The sequence below is a fragment of the Actinacidiphila acidipaludis genome, assembly GCF_019890725.1.
GTDB classification, from domain to species: Bacteria; Actinomycetota; Actinomycetes; order Streptomycetales; family Streptomycetaceae; genus Actinacidiphila; species Actinacidiphila acidipaludis.
In genome coordinates, this window is the sequence record NZ_JAINZZ010000080.1 from 1 (window position 1) to 21,638 (window position 21,638).

Consider the following 21,638-nt stretch of genomic DNA (forward strand, 5'->3'; position numbering starts at 1 on the left):
CCCCGCCGGCCCCGCCGCGGCCCGCCCGCCGCGGGGTCGAACTGTCGCTGATCGTGGCCGCCGTGGTGGTCTCCATGTACGGCTACGCCGAGGTCGGCCTGGCCGCGAACGGCGCCGTGCCGCCCGGCACGCTCGGCTACGGCGCCGGGCTGGCCGGCCTGGCGCTGCTCGCCCATCTGGCGGTGCGCGTCTGCGCCAGGTACGCCGACCCGCTGCTGCTGCCCATCGCGGTGCTGCTCAACGGGATGGGCCTGGTGCTGATCTACCGGCTGGACCTGGAGCCGGTGCTGGGCCCGAAGGCCGCGCCCGCGCAGCTCGTCTGGTCGGCGACCGGGGTGGCGCTGTTCATCATCGTGGTGGTGCTGCTGCGCGACCACCGGCTGCTCGCCCGGTACGCGTACGTCAGCGTCACGCTCGCGCTGGCGCTGCTGATCCTGCCGATCGCCTTCCCGGCGGTGAACGGTGCGAAGATCTGGGTGCGGTTCGCCGGATTCTCCATCCAGCCCGGCGAGTTCGCGAAGGTGCTGCTGGCGGTGTTCTTCGCCGGGTACCTGTCGGCGAACCGCGCGGCGCTGGCGTACACCGGCCGCCGGGTGCTGCGGCGGCTGCAGCTTCCGACCGGCCGTGTGCTGGGCCCGGTGCTGGCGATCTGGCTGATGAGCGTGGGCGTGCTGGTCGTCGAGCGGGACCTGGGCACCTCGCTGCTCTTCTTCTGCCTGTTCGTGGTGATGCTCTACGTGGCGACCGCCCGCACCGGCTGGATCGCGGTGGGCCTGCTGCTGGCCTCGGTGGGGGCGCTCGCGGCGGGCCGCCTGGAGCCGCACGTGCACACCCGGGTGGAGGACTGGCTGCACCCGTTCCGGACGATCGACGCCGGGATCGGGCCCAGCCAGCTCGCCCAGTCGCTCTTCGCGTTCGCCGACGGAGGGGTGCTGGGCACCGGCTTGGGCCAGGGCTACTCCTATCTGATCGGGTTCGCCGCGAAGTCGGACTTCGTGCTGGCCACCGCCGGTGAGGAGCTGGGGCTGGCCGGGCTGTGCGCGCTGTTCCTGCTGTACGCGCTGCTGGTCGACCGGGGTTTCCGGGCCGGACTCGGGGTGCGCGACCCCTTCGGGCGGCTGCTGGCCACCGGGCTCGCGTCGATCCTGGCCCTGCAGGTGTTCGTGATCGCCGGCGGGGTGATGGACCTCATCCCGCTGACCGGGATGGCGATGCCCTTCCTGGCGCAGGGCGGTTCGTCGGTGGTCACCAACTGGATCATCGTGGCCGTGCTGATCCGGATCAGCGACCACGCCCGGCGGCCGGAGCCCGCGGGACCGGCCGGCGCCGCGGACGGGGCGGCCGAGCACTCGGGGGGCGCCGCCCAGCGGGCCGGCGAGGGGGCTGAGAAGGGGGCCGCCGAGTGAACCGCTGCGTGCGCCACGCCGCCGTCTTCTGCGTCCTGCTGCTGGCCGCCGTCCTGGCCAACACCGCCCGCGTGCAGGTGGTGGAGGCCGGGAGGTTCAACGGCAATCCGGCCAACCACCGCATCGCGCTGGGGCGTTACCTCCAGCCTCGCGGCGACATCCTGGTCGGGGCCGAGCGGGTCACCGGGTCCCGCGCCACCGGCGGAAGACTCCGGTACGAGCGGACGTACCGCGAGGGGCCGCTGTACGCGCCGGTGACCGGCTTCGCCTCGCAGACCTACGGTACGACCCTGCTGGAGGGAACCGAGGACGGCCTGCTGTCGGGCACCAGTTCCGCCCTCGCCTCGACCCCGCTGTGGGACGAGCTGACCCGGGCGCGGCAGCGCGGCGGCGACGTGCACACCACCATCGACCAGGCGGCGCAGCGCGCCGCGTTCGACGGCCTGGCCGGGCGCCGCGGCGCGGTCGCCGCGATCGACCCGGTCACCGGCCGGATCCTGGCCCTGGTCTCCTCGCCCTCGTACGACCCCGGCCTGCTGTCCGGCACCGGTCCGGCGGTGAACGCGGCGTGGTCCCGGCTCAACGACGATCCCGCGCAGCCCATGCTGGACCGGGCGATCCGCCAGACGTACCCGCCCGGTTCGACGTTCAAGGTGGTCACCGCGGCGGCGGCGCTGCAGCAGGGCCTGGTGCGGGACGTGAACGCGCCGACGGACTCCCCGGACCCGTACCGCCTGCAGGGCACCCTGGTGGACCTGACGAACGAGTCCGACGGCTGCGAGGACGCCAGCGTGTACGACGCGTTCCGGATCTCCTGCAACACGGTGTTCGCCAAACTCGGCACCGACCTCGGCCCGCACGGGGTGGTGGACCAGGCCCAGCTGTTCGGCTTCAACGACACCGGGCTGCGGATCCCGGCCGGCGTGGCCAAGAGCACCATGGACACCACCATGGGCCCGGACCAGGTGGCACTGTCGTCGATCGGGCAGTTCGACACCACGGCGACACCGCTGCAGATGGCGATGGTGGCGGCCGCGGTCGGCAACGGCGGCCGGCTGATGCGGCCCTACCTGGTGGACCGGGTCACGAACCACAACGGGCTCACCGTCGTCTCGCAGCACCCCTCACTGCTCCACCAGGCGGTCAGCGCCCGGACCGCCGGTCAGCTGCAGCAGCTCATGGAGGCCGTGGTCACCCACGGCACGGGCGGCAACGCGGCGATCCCGGGTGTGGTGGTCGGCGGCAAGACCGGCACCGCCCAGCACGGGGTGGGCAACACCGGTACGCCGTACGCCTGGTTCATCAGCTACGCCCGGCCGGCGAGCGCCGAGCACGCGGCGGTCGCGGTGGCCGTGGTGGTGGAGGACGCCGAGGCCCGGCGGGCGGACATCTCCGGCGGCGGCAACGCGGCGCCGATCGCCCGCGCGGTGATGCAGGCGGTGCTGTCGTCGCCGCAGCCGACCGGGGAGTTCAGCCCACCTTCGGGAAACTGAACGCGTAGCCCTGCCCCTTGAGCCAGGTCAGCGTCTGGTCCAGGGCCGCGACGGTCTGGGCGCGCTGGCCGCCGCCGTCGTGGAACAGGATCGTCGGGCCGTTGTGGATCTCGCCCTTGACGGTGTCGACGATGGCCGGGACGCCGGGGCGGTCGAAGTCCTTGGTGTCGACGTTCCAGCCGAGCGGGCGCATGCCCTGCTGGGCGGCCAGGGCCCGGCTGGCGGGGGTGAACGCGCCGCCGGGGGCGCGGTAGTAGTACACGCGGGCGCCCCCGGAGGCGGTCTCGATCATCCGCAGCGCGTCCATGATCTCGGTCTTCTGGTACGCGAACGGCTTGTGGTCCATGGTGGTGTCGTGGTGCACGGTGTGGTCGCACAGCCGGTGGCCCTCGGCGACGACCTGCTTGACCAGCGCCGGGTGGGCGGCGGCCTGCGGGCCGATCATGCAGAAGGTGGCGTGCACGTGGTGCTTCCTGAGCACCTCCAGGACCTTGGGGGTCCACACGGGGTCGGGGCCGTCGTCGATGGTGATGTTGACGGCCCCCGGTATCTCGGGCTGGTGCTGGATCGAGTCCGGCACGGCGGCCACGGAGTGGGCCGGGCGGTGGGCCGAACCGGCCGCCCCGGTGGACCCGGTGGACGTGCCGCCCGGCTTGGCCGGCTGTCCGCCGGGCAGGCTCAGGGCGGCCGCGTGACCGTCCGAGCTCCGGCCGCCGGGCGCCACCCACGCGGAGGTCACCGCCGCGATGACCACCACGACGACCGCCGCCGCGACGGCCGTCCACTGCGATGCCGACCCGAAGCGTGCCGGTGTTCCGCGCCGTTCAGTCATGGTGTGATTCCCCGTCCCCGCCTGCTCTGGTCCTTGGGCCCGCCGTCGCAGTGGAGTTCCTGCGCCGGGCCGCGCAACGAAAGATGCCCCGCCCCCGGGTACGGTTCCGCGCTCGGAGGCGAGCGGACCGGCCGTTACAGAATCCGGACGCATGCGTACGCGCGGCGCCGGCAACTCCCGGGAGGTGCTGAGGAGATCCTACGGCGCGGCGGTGAGACCGGTGCACGCGCGCAGCCCCGCCCAGCGGTCGGTCACGGCCTGTCCCGCGGTCCCGGACCGTGGCTGCGGCACGCCCTGACCATCGACGACGGCGGGGCTGAACACGGCCTTGGCGACCCGGCCGTGCGTGATGGTGAGAGTGGTCACACCGGTCTCGTCGGAGTGCGGGTACGGCGAGGAGCCGTACCAGAGGAAGTTGCCGAATCCGTAGGCGACATAGGTGTGGCCGAGCATCCCCGAGCCGAGCATCACGTGCGCGTGGGTGCCGACGACGGCGGTGGCGCCCGCCGCGGACAGGTCGGCGGCGATGGACTTCTGCTCGGGTCCCGGGCAGCTCTGCCCCTCGGTGCCCCAGTGCAGGTAGACCACGACCACGTCGGCCTGCGCGCGGGCGTCCCTGACCGCCTTCAGCAGCCGGGGCCGGTCGAGGGCCGAGGCGATGCCCGGCTTGCCGGGGCCGGCCCGCCAGTTCTCGTTGGTGATGTCGTACACCTGGCTGGCGGCGACCACCGCGAGCCGCACGCCGTTGACGGTCGTGACGTACGGCCGGTACGCCTCGGTCTCGTCGGCGCCGATGCCGACGACGGGTATCGGCGCGTGGTGCTTGGCGTCGATGCTGTCGGCCAGGCCCTGGGCGCCGTAGTCCACCGAGTGGTTGTTGGCCATGGTCACCGCGTCGACGCCGGAGCGCCGCAGCGCGTCCAGGGCCTGCGGCGAGGTCCTGAAGTGGTACTTCTTCGGCTGCGGCACGCCCCGGTCGGTGATCGCCGACTCCAGGTTGACCATGGAGAAGTCGGCGGCGGACAGCACCGTCGTCATCGGCCCGAGGGCGGGGTCGACGTCGAGCCGGGCCGCGGTGCGCTCGGTGAAGTGGACGTCACCGGCGAACGCCAGGGTGATCGTGCCGGGCGGCTCGCTGCGGTGCGTGGGCGTCGCGCCGCCGGCGGGTGCTCCCGCCGGGGCGGCCGTCCCGGCGGGGACCGCGGCGCCGTGCGAGGGGGCCGCGTCGGCGGTGTCGGCCGGGCCGCCGCCGCGCCCTGCCACCAGGTAGACGGCGCCGGCGACGGCCAGCAGCCCGGCGGTCAGGCCCAGTGCGGTGTTCCTGCGGCGGCGGCGCTGCCGCGCCCGGCGCGCGGCCCGGCGCGATCGCGGTCCCTCGTTCATCGGACAAGCGTACGATCGGTCTGTCCGTGATCTTCCCGGGGTCCCGGAATGCGCGGATCACCCCGTCGGTTCGCACGGCCCGGACTCCCCCGGGGCCAGGGTCTCCCCCAGGGCTATGGCGTCCGTCACCTCGGCCACCCTCGCGGTCTCCTCGGCCGCGAAGCGCCGGGCGTCCAACTGCTCGGCCAGCTCCTCGTCCTGGGCCATCAGCAGGTCGAGGTTGGAGTCGCCGAGGTCGAAGACGCCCATGTCGAGGTAGGCCTTCTGCAGCCGCGGCCCCCACAGTCCGATGTCCTTCACGCAGGGCACGATCCGGCTGAACAGCAACTTCCGGAACAGGTGCAGGAATTCGGACTTCTCGGTCAGTTCGGCCGCGTCCGCCGCCGGGATGCCGAAGTTCTCCAGCACCTCCAGACCGCGCAGCCGGTCGCGCATGAGGTAGCAGCCCTCGATCACGAACTCCTCGCGCTCGCGCAGTTCCGCGTCGGTGAGCTCCTTGTAGTAGTCGCGCAGCGCCATCCGCCCGAACGCCACGTGCCGGGCCTCGTCCTGCATCACATAGGCGAGGATCTGCTGGGGCAGCGGCTTCGTCGTGGTGTCGCGGATCATGCCGAACGCCGCCAGCGCCAGGCCCTCGATGAGCACCTGCATGCCCAGGTAGGGCATGTCCCAGCGGGAGTCGCGCAGGGTGTCGCCGAGCAGGCTCTGCAGGCTGTCGTTGATCGGGTAGAGCATCCCGATCTTGTCCCGCAGGAACCGGCCGTACACCTCCGCGTGCCGGGCCTCGTCCATCGTCTGCGTCGCCGAGTAGAACTTCGCGTCGAGGTCGGGGGCCGACTCCACGATCCGCGCCGCGCACACCATCGCGCCCTGCTCGCCGTGCAGGAACTGGCTGAACTGCCAGGCGGCGTAGTGCTGCCGCAGCAGCCCGCGGTCGCGCTCGCTCATCGCGTCCCAGTAGTGCGTGCCGTAGAGCGTGGTGGCCTCGTCGGGTGTGCCGAGCGGGTCGCAGGGGTCGACCTCCAGGTCCCAGTCGATGCGGCGGACGGCGTCCCACTGCTTGTCCTTGCCCTTCTGGTACAGGGCCAGCAGCCGGTCGCGGCCGTCGTCGTACTCCCAGGAGAAGCGGGCCGAGCCCTGGGCCGGCACCTGCCAGCTCCATTCGGCGGGCCGGTGCGTGTAGAGGCCTTCGGTCGACATGTGCAGGCTCCCATCACTTGCTGCGCGAGGGCTTGACGGCCTTGTTGACACAGAGTCTCATAAGACGGGTACCGCTGGTAACCCTCATGCACCGGAGGCTCGTTCGCGCATGGACGCCACCCTGATCGACCGCGAGAGGACCGCGGAGCGGCTGCTCGCCGCCTCCGCCAAGCACTCCTTCGACCCCGACACCGAGCTGGACTGGGAGGCGCCCTTCGAGGAGGGCACCTGGTTCTGGCCGCCCGAGCTGGTCTCGCTCTACGACACACCGCTGTGGCGCACGATGTCGCAGGAGCAGCGGATCGAGCTGAGCCGGCACGAGGCGGCGTCGCTGTGCGCGGTCGGCGTGTGGTTCGAGACGATCCTCATGCAGCTCCTGCTGCGGCACACCTACGACCTCGAGCCCACGTCGGCGCACGTGCGTTACGCGCTCACCGAGATCGCCGACGAGTGCCGGCACAGCAAGATGTTCGCCCGCGCCGTGACGAAGATGGGCACGCCCACCTACCGGCCCAGCCGGCTCGACCACACCCTCGGCCGCGTGATCAAGACCGTGTCCACCACGCCGGGCTCGTTCACCGGGACGCTGCTGGCCGAGGAGATCCTCGACTGGATGCAGCGGCTGACCTTCCCGGACGAGCGGATCCAGCCGTTCGTCCGCGGGGTGACGCGCATCCACGTGGTCGAGGAGGCCCGGCACATCCGTTACGCCCGGGAGGAGCTGCGCCGCCAGATGGCGACGGCACCCCGCTGGGAGGTGGCGTTCACCCGCACCTCCGGCGGCCAGGCGGCACGGGTCATCGCCCGCTCGCTGATCAGCCCGCAGGTCTACGCGGCCGTCGGGCTCGACCCTGAGCGGGCGGCGGCGGAGGCGCGCGACAGCGCGCACCGCAAGGACGTCATGCGGCAGTCGGCGAAGCGGCTGATGGACTTCTTCGAGGAGATCGGGATGTTCCGCGGCCCGAGCAGGCGGCTCTGGCAGGCGTCGGGACTGCTGGGCTGACGGGTGCGGGGCAGCGACAGGGGCAGGGGCGGGGGCCGGGCCGACGGCCGCCGCCCCCGTCACTCGAAGAGCGGGGCCACCATCGGGGCGAGCGGCACCAGGCGGCGGGCGAGCGATCCGGCCGGGCTGTCCGGGGTCTCCAGTTCCAGGGCGCGGGCGGCGGCCTCGGCCGCCTCGGGGTCGGTGGACGCGGTCACCAGCAGCAGCCCGGTGAACTGGTCGACCAGCCAGTCCCGCAGCTCGCTCACCGGCGGCTGCTTGCCCTCGTCCAGCCAGATCAGCGAGACCGCCTCCACCGAGGCGATCCACGAGCGGACCATCATCGCCAGCCGCGGCCCGGCCGAGGCCACCCCGAGGTGGTGCAGCACCTGCTCCGCGGCCCGGCGCCGCACGTCGTCGACGATCGCGTCCGTGCGGCTGGTCTCGGCGACGCTGCCGCCGCGCAGCAGGGCGCCGTACGCCGCGTCGTGCTCGTCCACGTACGCCAGATAGCGGTCCAGGGCCGATGCCAGGCGCTGGGTGGGCGGCCCCTCGCTGGGCACCGCGAACCGCCCGATCAGCTCCTCGGCGGCGCCGAGCACGGCGGCCTCGTACAACTGCTGCTTGCCGCCCGGGAAGTAGCGGTAGACCAGCGGCCGGGAGACGCCCGCGGCGGCGGCCACGTCGTCGACCGACACGTCCTCGGGGCGCCGGTGGCCGAAGAGGTCCACGGCCGCGGCCAGGAGCTGCCTGCGGCGTGCCTCGACGCTCATCCTCCGGTACGCCGGCGCCTCGCTGCCCATGCGCGCAGCGTATCCGCCCGGCGCGTGCGACAGTGGGCCCGTGCGACACGAGGAGACCGAGTTCCTGGGCGGCCCGCTGGACGGGCGCGTCCTGGAGGTGCTGGTGGGGATGACGGGGCAGCCGCCGCGGGTGTACAAGGTGCCGGTCGGCGAGACCACCCTGGTCTACCACCGTGAGCCGGGGAAGCGCGGCACCCACCGCACCCGCTGGGTCTTCGTCTTCGACCCGGAGGGCAAGCCGCCGCCGGGGCCCAAGTGGCCCTGGAGCAGGCGCGGCTGAGGCCGCGTACCGGGGAGACCGGGAATTCACCCGCGGGGAACGCGGTGTTGGTCCGGACCATTGACACGATTGGTCTGGACCTGTTTGCTGCGCGGTGACATGCTCATGCGCCCTCTCCCCGAAGGAGCATCCCCCCATGCTCACCTCTGCCCTGCGCAGACGATCGGTCGTCGCGGCGACCGCGGCCCTCGCGGGCGCGGTCGCGGTCGGCGGCCTCGTCGCGCTCGCACCGACCGCCAGCGCCGGTGAGTTCCTGACGAACGGCGGGTTCGAGTCCGGCGGCCTCTCCGGCTGGACCTGCGACGCCGGGTCCGCCGCGGTCACCGGCCACGCGCACACCGGCACCTACGCGCTCCAGGGCGCCCCCTCCTCCAGCGCCACCGGCCAGTGCAAGCAGACCGTCACGGTCGCGCCCAACACCACGTACACGCTGTCCGCCCAGGTGAACGGCAGTTACGTCTACATCGGGGTGGACGGCGGCACCAGCACCTGGACGCCCGGCACCGGTGGCGCCTACGCGCCGCTGAGCGTGTCGTTCACCACCGGCGCGAGCCAGACCACCGCCTCGGTGTTCGTGCACGGCTGGTACGGGCAGCCGGCGTACTACGCCGACGACATCTCGCTCCAGGGCCCGGGCAGCGGCACCACGACGCCGCCGACGACCCCGCCCACCACACCGCCGACGACTCCCCCCACCACTCCCCCGACGACGCCGCCGACCTCCCCGCCCCCCGGTGGCGGACTGCCCACGCACGCGCTCGTCGGCTACCTGCACGAGACGTTCGCCAACGGCTCCGGGTACACCAAACTGGCCGATGTGCCCAGCAGTTGGGACATCATCGACCTGGCCTTCGGCGAGACGGACTCGCCCACCTCGGGCAGCATCCACTTCAACCGGTGCTCGGTCAGCGAGTGCCCGTCGGTGGAGTCCGACGCCGACTTCAAGGCCGCGATCAAGGCGAAGCAGGCGGCCGGCAAGAAGGTGCTGCTGTCCATCGGCGGCGCCAACGGCGAGGTGCAGCTGACGACCACGGCGGCGCGCGACGCGTTCGTCTCCTCGGTGAGCGGCATCATCGACACGTGGGGCCTGGACGGCATCGACATCGACTTCGAGGGCCACTCGCTGTCGCTGAACACCGGGGACACCGACTTCAAGAACCCGACGACACCGGTGATCGTCAACCTGATCTCCGCGCTGAAGTCGCTCAAGGCGAAGTACGGCAGCGGGTTCGTGCTGACGATGGCGCCGGAGACGTTCTTCGTGCAGATGGGCTACCAGTTCTACGGCTCGGGGCCGTTCGGCGGGCAGGACCCGCGGTGCGGCGCGTACCTGCCGGTGATCTACGCCCTGCGCAACGACCTGACGCTGCTGCACGTCCAGGACTACAACTCCGGGCCGATCATGGGCCTCGACAACCAGTACCACACGATGGGCGGCGCGGACTTCCACATCGCCATGACGGACATGCTGCTCACCGGCTTCCCGGTGGCCGGCAACACCGCCAACATGTTCCCGGCCCTGGCGCCCTCGCAGGTCGGCATCGGCCTGCCCGCCTCCGTCAACGCCGGCAACGGCTACACCGCCCCCGCACAGGTCGACCAGGCCCTCGACTGCCTGACCAAGAAGACGAACTGCGGCGGCTACACCACGCACGGCACCTGGCCCGCCCTGCGCGGCCTGATGACGTGGTCCGTCAACTGGGACAAGTACAGCAACTGGGAGTTCAGCACCAACTTCCACAGCTACTTCGGCTGAGCTGCTTGCCGGTCAGCTTGTCCCCGTGAACGCGTACGGCCTGGTCCCCGAGGGCGGTGGCCAGGCCGTACGCCTGCCGGGGCCGTCACCACCGGGAGCGGCCCGGGGCGGTCGTCGCGCGGATCGGCCCCGGGTTCGGCATCCCGCTGCGCCTCCGCGGTGGCGCCGGGCACCATGTCCCCTATGGCCGACCCGGACGCGTCACCGGACCCCCCTCCTTCCGCGGGGGTCCTCATCGACGGGGACAGCCATCTCGAACTCCTGGGCCCCTGGGCTTCGCCGGACGTTCCGCCGTACGCGGCCACGGCGTTCACGGCGGCCGAGCGCCGGCGGATCCACCTGCTGCACTACCTCCTGCGCGGCAACTTCGTTCTCACCGTCGCGGCCGACGACGAGGACGTGGCGGCGTTCATGGACGGCAGCCGGAGGTGTCTCGACCTTGCCGCACACTATGTGCGCGACGACGGCGCGCTACCGGTCCCGGACTGGCTGGAGGCCACGGACGCCGGCATCAAGGACATCCTCAGACCGGACCATCCCGCCGTGGACGACGTTCGCATCACGGTGACATGGGACCAGCGCATCTACGCCCGGTCCCGGCCGCGGAGCAGGGAGATCCTCGTCTCGGCGGTGACGCGCGCCCATCTCCGGTCGCTGAACGTCTGGTTCTGGACGTCCTGGAACCACGCGATGCGTGCCGCGGATCCGAAGGACACGGGAAAGCTCGCCACGATCCGGGCGATGCTCAGGAACTCCGAAGGATTCACGCTCCCGCTGCTGGCGTTCCTCGTGTCGGTCTACCGCGACATCGACCTCTCCCGCCTCCCGTGTCCCCGCGCCTGGGACGCGGAGTCGTTCCGCCTGGCGTCCCTGTGGACGGCGATGCAGACGACGTTCGTGCTCGCCCACGAGTACGCCCACGTCCTGCTGCACGGCGACCACCCCCTGGGATCACCCCGGCTCGAAGCCGAGGCGGACGCGTTCGCCTACCGTGTGCTGCTGGCGTTCGACCGGACAGGGTTCACGCCCGACGGGGTTCGTCCCGCCCTCCGGTGGTACTTCCGGCTTCTGGCGATCGAGCGATCGGTGGGACAGGTCATCAACTCCCATCCGGTCGACTGGATCCAGGAGGACATCCAGTGCAGGCCCCTCGCCTTCCTGCACCCCACCGTCGGCGACCCGAACGCGGCGTACTTCGACGCGGCGGTCGGCAACGCCGCGATGGTGGCGAAGCACTTCCTGCGGGAGGCGGGGCCGGAACGGATCCGGGAGTACAGCAAGGACATCTGCGCCGAGTTCGGAACGCTCGCGCGCCCCACACACGACCGAAGGGCTGAGTAATGGATCAGTCGGCCACCACCGTGCGGCTCGAACTGGAACTGGAAGGCACCGATGCCCACCTACTGTTCGCCGACGGCGACACCTGGCTCGGCTCCGGGCCGTACGCGGGCGTGACCGTCCGTCTGCTCGAACGCGAGGAGGGACACGGGTTCGGCCTGTCCATCGTGGTCACCGTCCTCGTGTCCATCGGCGTCAACGTCGCGTCGAACGTCGTGGCCGACGCGGTACGGAGCGCGGCGGGCCGGCTGGTGATCCGCGCACGGGGACGGCACGGCGCGTCCGACGGCAGCGCCGAAGGACTCGAAGGGCTCGTCGAGGACGAACGCGACGCGGCCGAGGCCGACCGGACGGCCGTGCCGGAGGACCTCAGCGCAGGACCAGGCCCGCGGTCACGTTGACGACCGTGCCGGTCAGCCCGCTCGCGAGGTCCGACGCCAGGAACACCGCGGTGCCGGTGACGTCCGCCAGCCTCGGCGTGCGGTGCATCGCGGACATCGACGCGATGCCGGCCAGCACGGCCTCCGGGTCGGGCGCCGCGGCGCCCGCCACCGTCGCGAGCTTCTCCTTGGTCAGCGTCTCGGCGACGCCCGCCGTCCACATCCCGCACACCCGGACGCCCGCGGCACCCGTCTCCGCGGCCAGGTAGCGCATGAAGGTCTCCACGGCGGCGTCGGCCGGCCCGGTGCTGCCCATGCCGGGCATCGCGCCCTGCGCGGAACCGGAGTTGAGGTGCAGGATCACGCCGGAGCCCTGCTCGCTCATCCGGCGGGCGGCGGCCCGCGCGGTCAGGAAGTTGCTGCGCAGGCCGTGGTCGACCGCCCGCAGCAGGTCGTCCGGGGTCATCGCCAGCAGCGGCACGCCCTGGACGTCCCCGCGGGTGGTGAGGTTGAACGAGACGTCCACCCGGCCGGTCTCGGCGACGACCCGGGCGAGATGGTCCTCGACGGCCTGCTCGTCGAGGGCGTCCAGGACCGTGGCCTCCGCCCGGCCGCCGGCCGCCGTGATCGCCGCGGCCGCCTCCTCCAGCGGGCCCTCGGTCCGGCCCGCGAGGAACACCCGGGCACCCTGACGGGCGAACTCCAGGCCGACCGCCGCGCCGATGCTGCCGCCACCGCCGTAGACCACCGCGGTCCGGCCGGCCAGCAGCCCCTCGCCGGAGGCGGCCGGACCAGCGGCGGCACCGGGCATGGCGGACGTGTCGGGAGAGGTGTTCATCGGGAGCCTCCGAGGCGGTGTCAGGACATGGTTCTCCCTATGACCCGGCAGCCGCCCAAAACTCATCGGTCGCCGGCGACGCGGTGGCGACGGTGGTGGCGACGCCCGCACGCCGCGCCGCCGCTTCGCCCGCCCGGCGGGGTGACGTCATCCCCCGAGGTGACCATGTTGGGCAGAATCGCCCAGCGCCTCTGTCACAAAAATGACCAACCATGACATCATCCTGACCGCACGTCCGTTACTCGCCGGTACGGAGATGAGGGGATGTCAGTGACCCGACCGACCACCGGGTGCACCGAGGCGACGACGGGATGGGCCCGCACGGGGAGCCGCCGGGCCCGTCTGCGCGCGGTCGCCCTCGGCGGCACGCTGCTCGCCGCCGCGGCGCTCGCGCTGCCCGCCGCCTGCCCGGCCGCCGCGCAGCCGTACGACCCGGAGGCGCCGTCCGCCACCTCCACCGTCTCCCTGCCCCAGATGCTCTCCCAGCTCCAGTCGCTCTATCTGCGGACCGAGTCGGCCACCGAGTCGTACAACCAGGCCAAGCAGCTCGCCGACCAGCAGCGGAAGAAGGCCGAGACCATCGACCGGCAGCTCGCCGACCAGAAGGTCGAAGTGGCCGCGAGCCGGGCCGAGATCGGCCTGATGGCCCGGCAGATGTACCAGGACGGCGGGGTCTCCCCGTACCTGTCGATGCTCACCGGGGAGACCCCGCAGGACTTCTTCGGGCGCAAGCACGTCATCGACCGCGCGGCGGGCCGCCAGCGCGCCGTGCTCGGCGACCTGACCGACGGCGAGGCCCGGCTCACCGACCTCAACACACAGGCCCAGCACGCCCTGGACCTGGCCCAGCGGGCACAGGACGCGCAGGCCAAGAAGAAGACCCAGGTGGAGTCGGACCTGCACCAGGTCGAGGCGACGCTCGCGGGCCTGACCGGCGCCCAGCTCAGCGAGCTGCAGACGCTGGAGCAGCGCGGCGACAACCAGGCGCAGCAGGACTTCCTCGACTCCAAGGCGCTGGGCGACCACCCCGGCCTGCGGGCGCCCTCGAAGGCCGGCGACCGGGCCATCGGCTTCGCCTTCCAGCAGCTCGGCAAGCCCTACCAGTGGGGTGCGCAGGGCCCGGCCAGCTTCGACTGCTCGGGGCTGACCTCCCAGGCGTGGGACCACGCCGGCAGGACCATCCCGCGTACCAGTCAGCAGCAGTGGGCGCTGCTTCCGCACGTGCCGCTCGACCTGCTGCGCCCAGGCGACCTGGTGATCTACTTCTCGGGCGCCACCCATGTGGCCCTGTACATCGGCGACGGGATGGTGATCCAGGCGCCGCGGCCCGGTTCGGTGGTCAAGGTCTCACCGATCGCCGCGAACCCGATCCTCGGTGCCGTCCGCCCCGACCTGGGCCAGATGCCCGTCCAGCACTACACCCCCCGCACCGTCCCCGCCCGGGCCGAGGCCCCCACCCCGATCGGCCTGACCCCGCCCCCGCCGAGCAAGCACTGAGCCGTCCGGGCAAACCCCGAAGGGGCGCGACAGGCCTCGTACGCGCCTACAGGGGCTGCTCGTTCATCGCATGAGTGACCAGCGCCAGCAGGGCGTCGACCACGGAGTGCCGCCGGCGGGCGTCGATGATCATCACCGGGATGTGCGTCGGCACCGCCAGCGCCTGACGGACGTCGTCGGCGGTGTACTCCGCGGTCCCCTCGAACTGGTTCACCGCGACGGTGTAGGGCAGACCCGTGCCCTCGAAGTAGTCCAGCGCGGGGAAGCAGTCGGCCAGCCGGCGCGTGTCCGCGAGGACGACCGCCCCGATCGCGCCGCGCACCAGGTCGTCCCACATGAACCAGAACCGCTGCTGGCCCGGTGTGCCGAACACATAGAGCACCAGGTCGCGTTCGAGCGTGATCCGGCCGAAGTCCATGGCGACGGTGGTCGTCGTCTTGTCGGGGGTGGAGCCCAGGTCGTCCAGCGCCTCGCTGGCCTGCGTCATGACCGCCTCGGTGGTCAGCGGCGTGATCTCCGACACGGCACCGACGAACGTGGTCTTGCCCACGCCGAAACCACCCGCGACGACGATCTTGGTGGAGACCGGCGCGGAGTCGCGCTCGGTCTGCCACTCCTGCAGGCCCTCCTGCCGGTCAAAGCCTGCGAAGTCCACTGAGCACCCTTTCGAGCAGTGCGCGGTCGGGGCTGCCGGACTCGTGCCCGGTGCCGTACACGCGGATTCTTCCCTGGTCCGCCAAGTCGCTGATCAAGACCCGGACGACCCCGAGCGGAATCCGCAGCAGGGCGGAGATCTCCGCAACCGACCGCATTCTTCGGCACAGTTCGACGATCGCGCTCAGCTCCGGCATGACCCGCTCGGCCCAGCCGCCCCTGGTCAGGACCGGCTGTTCGCCCGGAGCGTCGATGGTAGCCACGAACGTCTCGACGAGCAGCAGGTGCCCGGACCTGGTCCGGCCGCCGGTCAGCGCGTAGGGGCGCACCCGCGAGGTTCTGCGGTCGGCCTGGCGGTGCGGAAGGCCGGTCATCAACGGCCACGCTCCATGGCCCGGCTCAACTCGCCGCGCAGCGCCGGGGTCAGGGCGTGGCCGGCCCGGCCCACGAACAGCGCCATGTGGTACGCCACGACGGCGATGTCGGAGTCGGCGGCCGCGTGGACACCCAGCAGCGAGCCGTCGCTGACCGCCATCACCACGAGCATGCCGTCGTCCATCGCGACGGTCGTCTGCCGCACCCGGCCGGCGTCCATCAGCCGGGCCGCGCCATCGGTCAGCGAGGAGAGACCGGAGACCACCGCGGCGAGGTCCATCCGGGATCCGGACGGCCGCGCCGGCAGCTCACCCTCGCCGGGGGCGGCGGCCGCCTGTCCCGGCTCCGAACTCAGCAGCGGCAGACCGTCGGAGGAGACGACGGCGACCGAACGGACGCCCGGCACCTCGTCGATGAAGTTCCGCAGCAGCCACTGCAGGTTGCGGGCCTCGCTGCTGAGGGCGCCGGCGGCGGACGGAACCGGCGGGTCGACGGGGGCCTGCTCGGCAGCCGCGACCTGCCCGTGACTCGCCGTCGGCTCCGGGGCCGGGATCTCCTCCGGGGCCGGGACCTCCTCGGAACCAGGGACCTGTTCGGAGCCCGCGATCTGCTCGGAGGCCGGGAGATGGCCAGGACCCGGAATCTGACCGGCCCCGGGAGCCTGCCCGGCGTCCGGGACCTGCTCGGAAGCCGGGACCTGCTCGGAAGCGGGGACCTGCTCGGGCTCCTTGACCTCGCTCGGAGAGGTGCCGAGCCCGGTGCTGCTGTGCGTGCGGACCGCGTTCAACGGGTCGCCTCCTCGGTTGCTGCGGGGTTCGCCAGGTCCTGCTCCGGGGCCCTGTGGCCATGCGACGGGCCGGCGCCCGGCTCTGTGACATTGCCGCCCTCACGCTCGGCCTCCCGGCGGCCGGCCTGCAGTCCTTGCTGCAGGCCGCCGAGGCGACGGCGCAGGCGGTCGGCGTCCACCGGACCCCGTGGCGCGGCGGCCGCGCGGACGCCGGCCTCGTCGGCCATGGCGGTGCCGCGCGGGACCCGCTGGGGAAGCCCCTTGGCGGTCACGGACCGGGCGGGACCGGAGCTGGAAGCGGTGGCGGGGGCCGTTGTGGGGGCAGTGGTAGGTGCAGTGGTGCGGGGCGTGAGGGCCGCGGGGGCCGCGTCCGGTCCGGGGGCGGCCGGGGCTGTGGCGGGGACGGGCTCCGGGACGGTGGGGACGTCCGTCGGCCCGGAGTTCGCGGCGGCGGGAGTCGCCGGAACCGCGGCGCCCGGCCGACGCCGCGTGGGCAGCGGCGGAAGTCCGGCCGCGGGGTCATCGGCCGGCGCGGTGGCTGCGGGCGCCGTCGACTCCGGTGCGGCTGTGGTGAGTTCGGCCGAGAGGGAGACGAACGGCACCGGGCCGGGCGCGACGGATCCGGACGCGCCGGACGCGGGTTCGGCCGTCGCGGGCGCGGGCGGCACCGGGCCGGGCGCGGCGGGCTCCGGAGACGGCGCCGGGGGGTCGGAGCGGCCGGCGTACGGCTCGTGCGGGGCGCGCTCGTGCTCACGGCCCGGCTCCGCGGCCCGCGGGCCGGGGACCAGTGGCCCGGCGGGAGCGGCCGGGCCCGCGGGCACGTCGGCGGCCGGTGCGGGCGGGAGCGGCGTCGTCAGGCCGTCCGTGCCGCCCTCCGGGGCCAGGGGGAGGCCGGGCGTCACGGGGGGCGCCTGCGGGTCCAGGGAGGGCAGCAGAAGCTGCGGCAGGACCACGACGGCGACCGTCCCGGCCATCGCGTGCGGCCTCAACTGCACGCGCACACCGTGCCGGTGGGCCAGGCGGGCCACCACGTACAGGCCCATGCCCGAGGTCGGTCCGGGCGGCGGCGGGACGGCGTCGGCCAGCAGTTCGTTGACCTGGTCCAGCCGCGCGGACGGGATGCCGATGCCGCTGTCGGACACCGACAGCATGACCTCGCCGGTCTCCATCAGCCAGCCGGAGATCTGGACTTCGGCGTCGGGGTCGGAGAACGACGTGGCGTTGTCGAGGAGTTCGGCGATCAGGTGGCCGATGTCGTCGGCGGCGCGGCCGGCCACCAGGGCGTCCGGAACGCTCTCGACGCGCACCCGCTCGTACCGTTCGATCTCGGAGACCGCGGCGCGGGCGACGTCGACCAGCGCGACCGGGCGGGCCGTCGCGCCGTGCGCGTGCTCGGTGCCGGTGAGCACCAGCAGGTTCTCGCTGTTGCGGCGCATCCGGGTGGCGAGATGGTCGAGTTTGAACAGGCCGTCCAGGCGGTCCGGGTCCTGCTCCTGCTCCTCCAGTCCCTCGATGACCGTCAGTTGGCGCTCGACCAGGCCGAGGGTGCGCAACGACAGGTTGACGAAGGTGACCTGGGCGGCGCTGTGCGCGGTGGCCGCCCGGAGCTGGCCGGCCAGTTCCTCCCGGCTGCGCAGCAGGTCCTCCTGGGTGCGCAGCAGGCCCGCGCGTTCCGCGGCGAGGGCGGTGCCGGTCTCGGCGGCCGCCTTTCCGGCGGCGGCGAGTTCCTGGGAGCGGGTGCGCAGGGCCTGCGCCTCCTGGGTGAGGACGTTGACGCGGCGGGCGATCGCCGCGAACTCGTCGTTGCCGACCGCCTCCGCGCCCTGGCCGCCGCCGGCGTCCGAGCGCGCCCAGCGGTCCAGCGCGGACAGCGGGCGGGTGACGCTGCGGAAGAGGTTGGTCAGCACCCCGACGACCAGCAGCAGGCACAACAGGGCCAGGGCGATGCGCAGTTCGAGCACGGCGACCTGGTGACCGCGGTGGGCGGCGGCGGCGCGCGCCTCGTCGCTCGCGGCGGTCGCCTCGGCTTGGCGCATGAGGCTCAGCCGGGCGGAGAGCGCCGAGTCGACGGCGGCGGCGCCCAGGGCGCGTCCCTGCGGGGTGAGTTCCGCGCCGGCGAGCAGGACGGTCAGGTCGTGCTCGGCCCGGTCGGCGTCGGGGCCGGTGACGGTCCGGTCGTAGCCGGCGCGTTCGGCGGCCGTCGCGACGGCGCGGAACTCGGCGACGGCGGCCCGCTCCTGGATCCGGGCGGCCTGCGCGGCGATGGTCAGCGACCGCTGGGGGCCGCTCCCGGTCAGCGCGGACACGAGCAGCGCGCGTTCGGCGGAGGCGGCGTCCACGGCCCGGCCCAGGGGCGCGGTGACCGGCCCGGTGACCTGGCCCAGGGCGTCGACGATCGGCTGGTAGGCGGTGACGACGGACTGCGGGCCGCCGCGCCCGGTCAGCGCGGCACCGCGCACCGCGGGCAGCCCGGCCAGGGCGGTCCGCAGCGCGGCCGGGGCGTCCGGGGCGACGGCGCGGACCTGACGGTCGGCACGGTTCCGGTCGTCGTCGGACAGACCGGGGCCGTGCGTGGTGGGCCGGCCGGCGGCGGCGAACACCGCGAGGGTGTCCCGCTCGTCGGCGAGCGTCTGGGCGAGGACGGTGGCGCGGGTGGCGAGCCCGGCCGCATCGGCGCGCTGACGCGCGTCGGACAGGTCACCGACGGCCAGGGCGACCCCAGGGGTCGCGGCGGCGAGCACGGTGGCCGCACACAGCAGCAGCGCGGCGAGCATGCGTTGCTTGACCCGCCGCTCACGGCGCGGGTGACGTCGTTCTCGCAATGGAGGTGCTCGCAATCACGTATCGCCCGGACCCGGGGTGGCCGGTTGTCCCCCGGGAATATGCAGAAGTCCCTCCGACCCTTGCAGTCTTGACGGGAGCCGGGCCAGGCGTCCCTCCCCCGGACACTCGAACGAGTGAATCGCACGGGCGAGTTGACCGACAAGCCCCTGCGGAATGCTTGGTTCCGCGGGCTGCGCGGCCTCCCCGGCGGACAGCGGCGAACATCGGCGGACAGCGCCGGCCTTTGGCAGGATGCCTGCCCGCGCCTGCGCCGGGCGGCCCGCCGGGGATCCGCGGCGGTCCTGCACACTTGCCCCATGCGCATCGAGACGGCGAGCCTGCCGGGCACCGGCCACGTACCCAACGAGGACTTCGTGTCGGTGGCCCTGCCGGCCTCGGGCTCGGGCGGCGCCCTGGTCCTGCTGGACGGCGTGACCCCGCCGCCGGACAACGGCGGCTGCGTCCACTCGGTGCCCTGGTTCACCGCCCGGCTCGGCGGCGCGCTGCTCGAACTGTCGGTTTCCCGGCGGGAGATGAGCCTGGCCGCCTGTCTGTCGGCCGCGATCTCCCGCACGGCGGACGCCCATCGGGGCACCTGTGATCTTTCTCACCCGCTCACCCCCCAGGCCACGGTGGTCGCGGTGCGCTGGGACGCCGAGTCGGTCGAGCACCTGGTCCTCTCGGACTCCGTGCTGCTGGTCGAGTCGGCCGACGGCACGCTGCGCCCGGTCCTGGACGACCGGATCGACCGGCTGCGGGCCGCGGGCGTGCGGGTGGCGCCGCTGCGGAACCTGGAGGGCGGCTTCTTCACGGCGGCCGCCGACCCGGCCGTGACGGCCCGCGCGGTCACCGGGCGGACACCGCGGTCCTCGGTGCGGGCCCTGGCGGCGCTGACCGACGGCGCGGCGCGGGCGGTGGAGAGGTTCGGCGTTGACGACTGGGCGGCGACGTTCGCCCTGTTGCGCAAGGCCGGTCCCGAGGCGCTGCTCACCCGGGTGCGGGCCCTGGAGGACGCCGACCCGGCGGGCGAGGCCTTCCCCCGGGGCAAGCCGTACGACGACGCGACGGCGGTGCTGGTCGAGCTGTAGCGCGGGCGGCGGGTCCCGGGGGCGACTGCGGCCCCGCTAGGAGGTGCTGTCGCCGAGCTGCAGTTCGTTGAGCTTGTGCAGCAGGCGGGCGAGCTCGGCGATCTCCGCACGGTCCCAGGCGGCCATCTGGTTCAGGTAGCGCTCCCGGCGGGCGCTGCGCACCCGCGAGAACCGCTCCCGGCCCTCGTCGGTGAGCCGCACCAGGAACGCGCGGCCGTCCGCCGGGTCGGGCTCCCGGGCCACCAGGCCCAGGTCCTCCAGCGCCCGCAGCTGGCGGCTCATCGTCGCCTTGCCCACCCCGAAGTACGCCGCGAGGTCGGTGGCCCGCTCCGGCTCCGCCTCGACCAGCCGCACGAGCAGCCCGTAGGCGGACGACTCCAGGTCCGGATGCACCGCACGGGCCAGCTCCCCGGAGGCGGCGCGGGCGCGGCGCAGCAGAACGGTGATCTCCCGTTCCAGTGCGTCCGTCGTGCAGTCCCGTGCCGTGCCGGTCGCTTCGCTCACAGTGTTCCCGCTTTCAACACAAGGAAAGTTTCTTTCATACAGGGCGGTTCCCGCAGCACGTCAAGTATTTCGCAGGCGTAGACCAAAGGCGGTTTCAGGGGCTCTTTCCAGGCCCGGAGGCGCACCCTTACCGTCTGCCTGTCATGACCAATTCAAAGGTCATGCCGAGTCACCCCCAGTGCCACCCCACCCTGGAGGCAGCATGTCCCACGGAGGTCTCTCCGTCGTACACCGCACAGGCTCGGCCCGGACCAGGCTCACCGTGCTGGCCGGTCTCTTCGTCGCCCTGCTCGCCCTGGTGATGGGCGCGCCCGGCACCGCGCACGCGGCGGGCAAGGGCCACGTCTCCCACCCCGAACTGGACTGGATGGGCTCCACCGTCCGCGCCCACGAAGGCGCCGGCTCGGCTCCCGGCGTCGTCACCCCGATGGTGACGCAGACGCCCGGCATGGACGTCTCCGGCTACCAGGGCAACGTCGCCTGGTCGACGGCCTGGGCCAACGGCGCCCGGTTCGCCTACGTCAAGGCCACCGAGAGCACGACGTACACGAACCCGTACTTCGCGCAGCAGTACAACGGTTCGTACAACGTCGGCATGATCCGCGGCTCGTACCACTTCGCGACGCCCGACACGTCCGGCGGCGCCACGCAGGCGGACTACTTCATCGCGCACGGCGGCGGCTGGTCGGCCGACGGCAAGACGCTTCCGGGCGCGCTGGACATCGAGTACAACCCGTACGGCGCGACCTGCTACGGCCTGAGCCAGGCGAGCATGGTGAGCTGGATCCACGCGTTCGCCAACGAGTACAACGCCCGTGAAGGCGTGTACCCGGTGATCTACTCGACGTACGACTGGTGGTCGACCTGCACGGGCAACAACGGCGGGTTCGCCGCGACCAGCCCGTTCTGGATCGCCAAGTACGCGAGCAGCGCGGGGACGCTTCCGGCGGGGTACGGGTACTACACGTTCTGGCAGCACGCGGATTCCGGGGTCTTCCCCGGTGACCAGGACTACTTCAACGGTGACACGACCCGCCTCAAGGCTCTCGCCCTCGGCTGAGGTCTTCCGCCGCCTTCCCCCGCGCCCGGGTCCGCCCACCCGGCGCGGGGACTTCCCGCAGCACCCCCCGGGGGCACCCCGGAGGCCGAATGGTCCGGGGTGCCCGAGGGGGTGGCGTTGAGATGGCGTTCAGAGGGACGGGCCCTCGGGAGAGGGCGG

The 21,638-nt window shown here is 73.0% G+C and carries 20 protein-coding genes; 10 read left to right on the plus strand and 10 right to left on the minus strand.

All coding sequences use genetic code 11. The annotated features are described in order from the left end of the window. Together K7862_RS34070 and K7862_RS34075 are read left to right on the plus strand one after the other, a co-directional pair. Positions 1–1,406 (plus strand): FtsW/RodA/SpoVE family cell cycle protein (locus K7862_RS34070; RefSeq protein ID WP_262414228.1); only part of this gene is annotated, 1,406 nt, incomplete at its 5' end. Then, a complete protein-coding gene (locus K7862_RS34075; protein WP_222969103.1) occupies positions 1,403–2,899 on the plus strand; it encodes a penicillin-binding transpeptidase domain-containing protein in 1,497 nt (498 codons plus the stop codon). The genes K7862_RS34070 and K7862_RS34075, both read left to right, overlap by 4 nt. Here K7862_RS34075 and K7862_RS34080 read toward each other — a convergent pair. The 3 genes from K7862_RS34080 to K7862_RS34090 all read right to left on the minus strand — a co-directional run bounded on the left by K7862_RS34080 (position 2,877) and on the right by K7862_RS34090 (position 6,314). Continuing rightward, positions 2,877–3,731, minus strand: a complete 855-nt coding sequence (locus tag K7862_RS34080; RefSeq protein WP_222969105.1) for a polysaccharide deacetylase family protein — start codon at positions 3,729–3,731, stop codon at positions 2,877–2,879. The two genes, K7862_RS34075 and K7862_RS34080, sit on opposite strands and share 23 nt — an antisense overlap. Positions 3,732–3,929: 198 nt before the next feature. Beyond that, positions 3,930–5,114: a CapA family protein gene (locus K7862_RS34085; protein WP_222969107.1), complete on the minus strand. Its 1,185-nt coding sequence runs from the start codon at positions 5,112–5,114 to the stop codon at positions 3,930–3,932. A 57-nt stretch (positions 5,115–5,171) separates the two neighbouring features. Next, a complete protein-coding gene (locus K7862_RS34090) occupies positions 5,172–6,314 on the minus strand; it encodes a ferritin-like domain-containing protein (protein ID WP_222969109.1) in 1,143 nt (380 codons plus the stop codon). 109 nt (positions 6,315–6,423) lie between these two features. Here K7862_RS34090 and K7862_RS34095 point away from each other — a divergent pair, with 109 nt between their 5' ends. Continuing rightward, on the plus strand, positions 6,424–7,317 hold the full coding sequence (locus K7862_RS34095) for an AurF N-oxygenase family protein (RefSeq protein ID WP_222969111.1): 894 nt from the start codon (positions 6,424–6,426) through the stop codon (positions 7,315–7,317). 59 nt (positions 7,318–7,376) lie between these two features. On the opposite strand, the gene K7862_RS34100 is transcribed toward K7862_RS34095, so the two are convergent. Next, a complete protein-coding gene (locus tag K7862_RS34100; protein WP_222969113.1) occupies positions 7,377–8,099 on the minus strand; it encodes a TetR/AcrR family transcriptional regulator in 723 nt (240 codons plus the stop codon). 40 nt (positions 8,100–8,139) lie between these two features. Here K7862_RS34100 and K7862_RS34105 point away from each other — a divergent pair, with 40 nt between their 5' ends. From K7862_RS34105 to K7862_RS34120, 4 genes are all read left to right on the plus strand, one after another. Continuing rightward, positions 8,140–8,379, plus strand: a complete 240-nt coding sequence (locus K7862_RS34105) for a DUF8847 domain-containing protein (protein ID WP_222969115.1) — start codon at positions 8,140–8,142, stop codon at positions 8,377–8,379. Positions 8,380–8,515: 136 nt separating this feature from the next. Then, positions 8,516–10,135 (plus strand): chitinase, encoded by a 1,620-nt coding sequence (locus K7862_RS34110; RefSeq protein WP_222969117.1) that lies wholly within the window; start codon positions 8,516–8,518, stop codon positions 10,133–10,135. A gap of 183 nt (positions 10,136–10,318) precedes the next feature. Beyond that, positions 10,319–11,476, plus strand: a complete 1,158-nt coding sequence (locus K7862_RS34115; protein ID WP_222969119.1) for an ImmA/IrrE family metallo-endopeptidase — start codon at positions 10,319–10,321, stop codon at positions 11,474–11,476. Beyond that, complete coding sequence (locus K7862_RS34120) at positions 11,476–11,874, plus strand: hypothetical protein (protein ID WP_222969121.1); 399 nt, start codon at positions 11,476–11,478, stop codon at positions 11,872–11,874. Before K7862_RS34115 ends, K7862_RS34120 begins: the two co-directional genes overlap by 1 nt. Here the strand turns inward: K7862_RS34120 and K7862_RS34125 are convergent. Further along, on the minus strand, positions 11,843–12,691 hold the full coding sequence (locus tag K7862_RS34125; protein WP_308012340.1) for an SDR family NAD(P)-dependent oxidoreductase: 849 nt from the start codon (positions 12,689–12,691) through the stop codon (positions 11,843–11,845). The two genes, K7862_RS34120 and K7862_RS34125, sit on opposite strands and share 32 nt — an antisense overlap. 264 nt (positions 12,692–12,955) lie before the next feature. Here K7862_RS34125 and K7862_RS34130 point away from each other — a divergent pair, with 264 nt between their 5' ends. Next, positions 12,956–14,188: a C40 family peptidase gene (locus K7862_RS34130; RefSeq protein WP_222969123.1), complete on the plus strand. Its 1,233-nt coding sequence runs from the start codon at positions 12,956–12,958 to the stop codon at positions 14,186–14,188. A 46-nt stretch (positions 14,189–14,234) separates the two neighbouring features. Here the strand turns inward: K7862_RS34130 and K7862_RS34135 are convergent, their stop codons facing one another. The 4 genes from K7862_RS34135 to K7862_RS34150 all read right to left on the minus strand — a co-directional run bounded on the left by K7862_RS34135 (position 14,235) and on the right by K7862_RS34150 (position 18,778). Beyond that, complete coding sequence (locus K7862_RS34135; protein WP_222969125.1) at positions 14,235–14,843, minus strand: GTP-binding protein; 609 nt, start codon at positions 14,841–14,843, stop codon at positions 14,235–14,237. Beyond that, complete coding sequence (locus K7862_RS34140) at positions 14,824–15,216, minus strand: DUF742 domain-containing protein (protein WP_222969127.1); 393 nt, start codon at positions 15,214–15,216, stop codon at positions 14,824–14,826. Before K7862_RS34140 ends, K7862_RS34135 begins: the two co-directional genes overlap by 20 nt. Continuing rightward, entirely contained in the window at positions 15,216–15,656 is a 441-nt protein-coding gene (locus K7862_RS34145) for a roadblock/LC7 domain-containing protein (protein WP_262414232.1), read from the minus strand. Before K7862_RS34145 ends, K7862_RS34140 begins: the two co-directional genes overlap by 1 nt. Before the next feature lie 344 nt (positions 15,657–16,000). Then, a complete protein-coding gene (locus K7862_RS34150) occupies positions 16,001–18,778 on the minus strand; it encodes a sensor histidine kinase (protein WP_222969129.1) in 2,778 nt (925 codons plus the stop codon). A 366-nt stretch (positions 18,779–19,144) separates the two neighbouring features. Between K7862_RS34150 and K7862_RS34155 the strand changes: the two genes are divergently transcribed. Beyond that, positions 19,145–19,915 (plus strand): hypothetical protein, encoded by a 771-nt coding sequence (locus tag K7862_RS34155; RefSeq protein ID WP_222969131.1) that lies wholly within the window; start codon positions 19,145–19,147, stop codon positions 19,913–19,915. Positions 19,916–19,951: 36 nt separating this feature from the next. Here K7862_RS34155 and K7862_RS34160 read toward each other — a convergent pair whose 3' ends face one another. Continuing rightward, the gene (locus K7862_RS34160) at positions 19,952–20,419 is read right to left on the minus strand and encodes a MarR family winged helix-turn-helix transcriptional regulator (protein WP_222969133.1); all 468 of its coding nucleotides are present in this window, start codon (positions 20,417–20,419) and stop codon (positions 19,952–19,954) included. A gap of 202 nt (positions 20,420–20,621) precedes the next feature. Between K7862_RS34160 and K7862_RS34165 the strand changes: the two genes are divergently transcribed. Continuing rightward, the gene (locus K7862_RS34165; RefSeq protein WP_222969134.1) at positions 20,622–21,479 is read left to right on the plus strand and encodes a lysozyme; all 858 of its coding nucleotides are present in this window, start codon (positions 20,622–20,624) and stop codon (positions 21,477–21,479) included. Positions 21,480–21,638 lie beyond the last annotated feature (159 nt).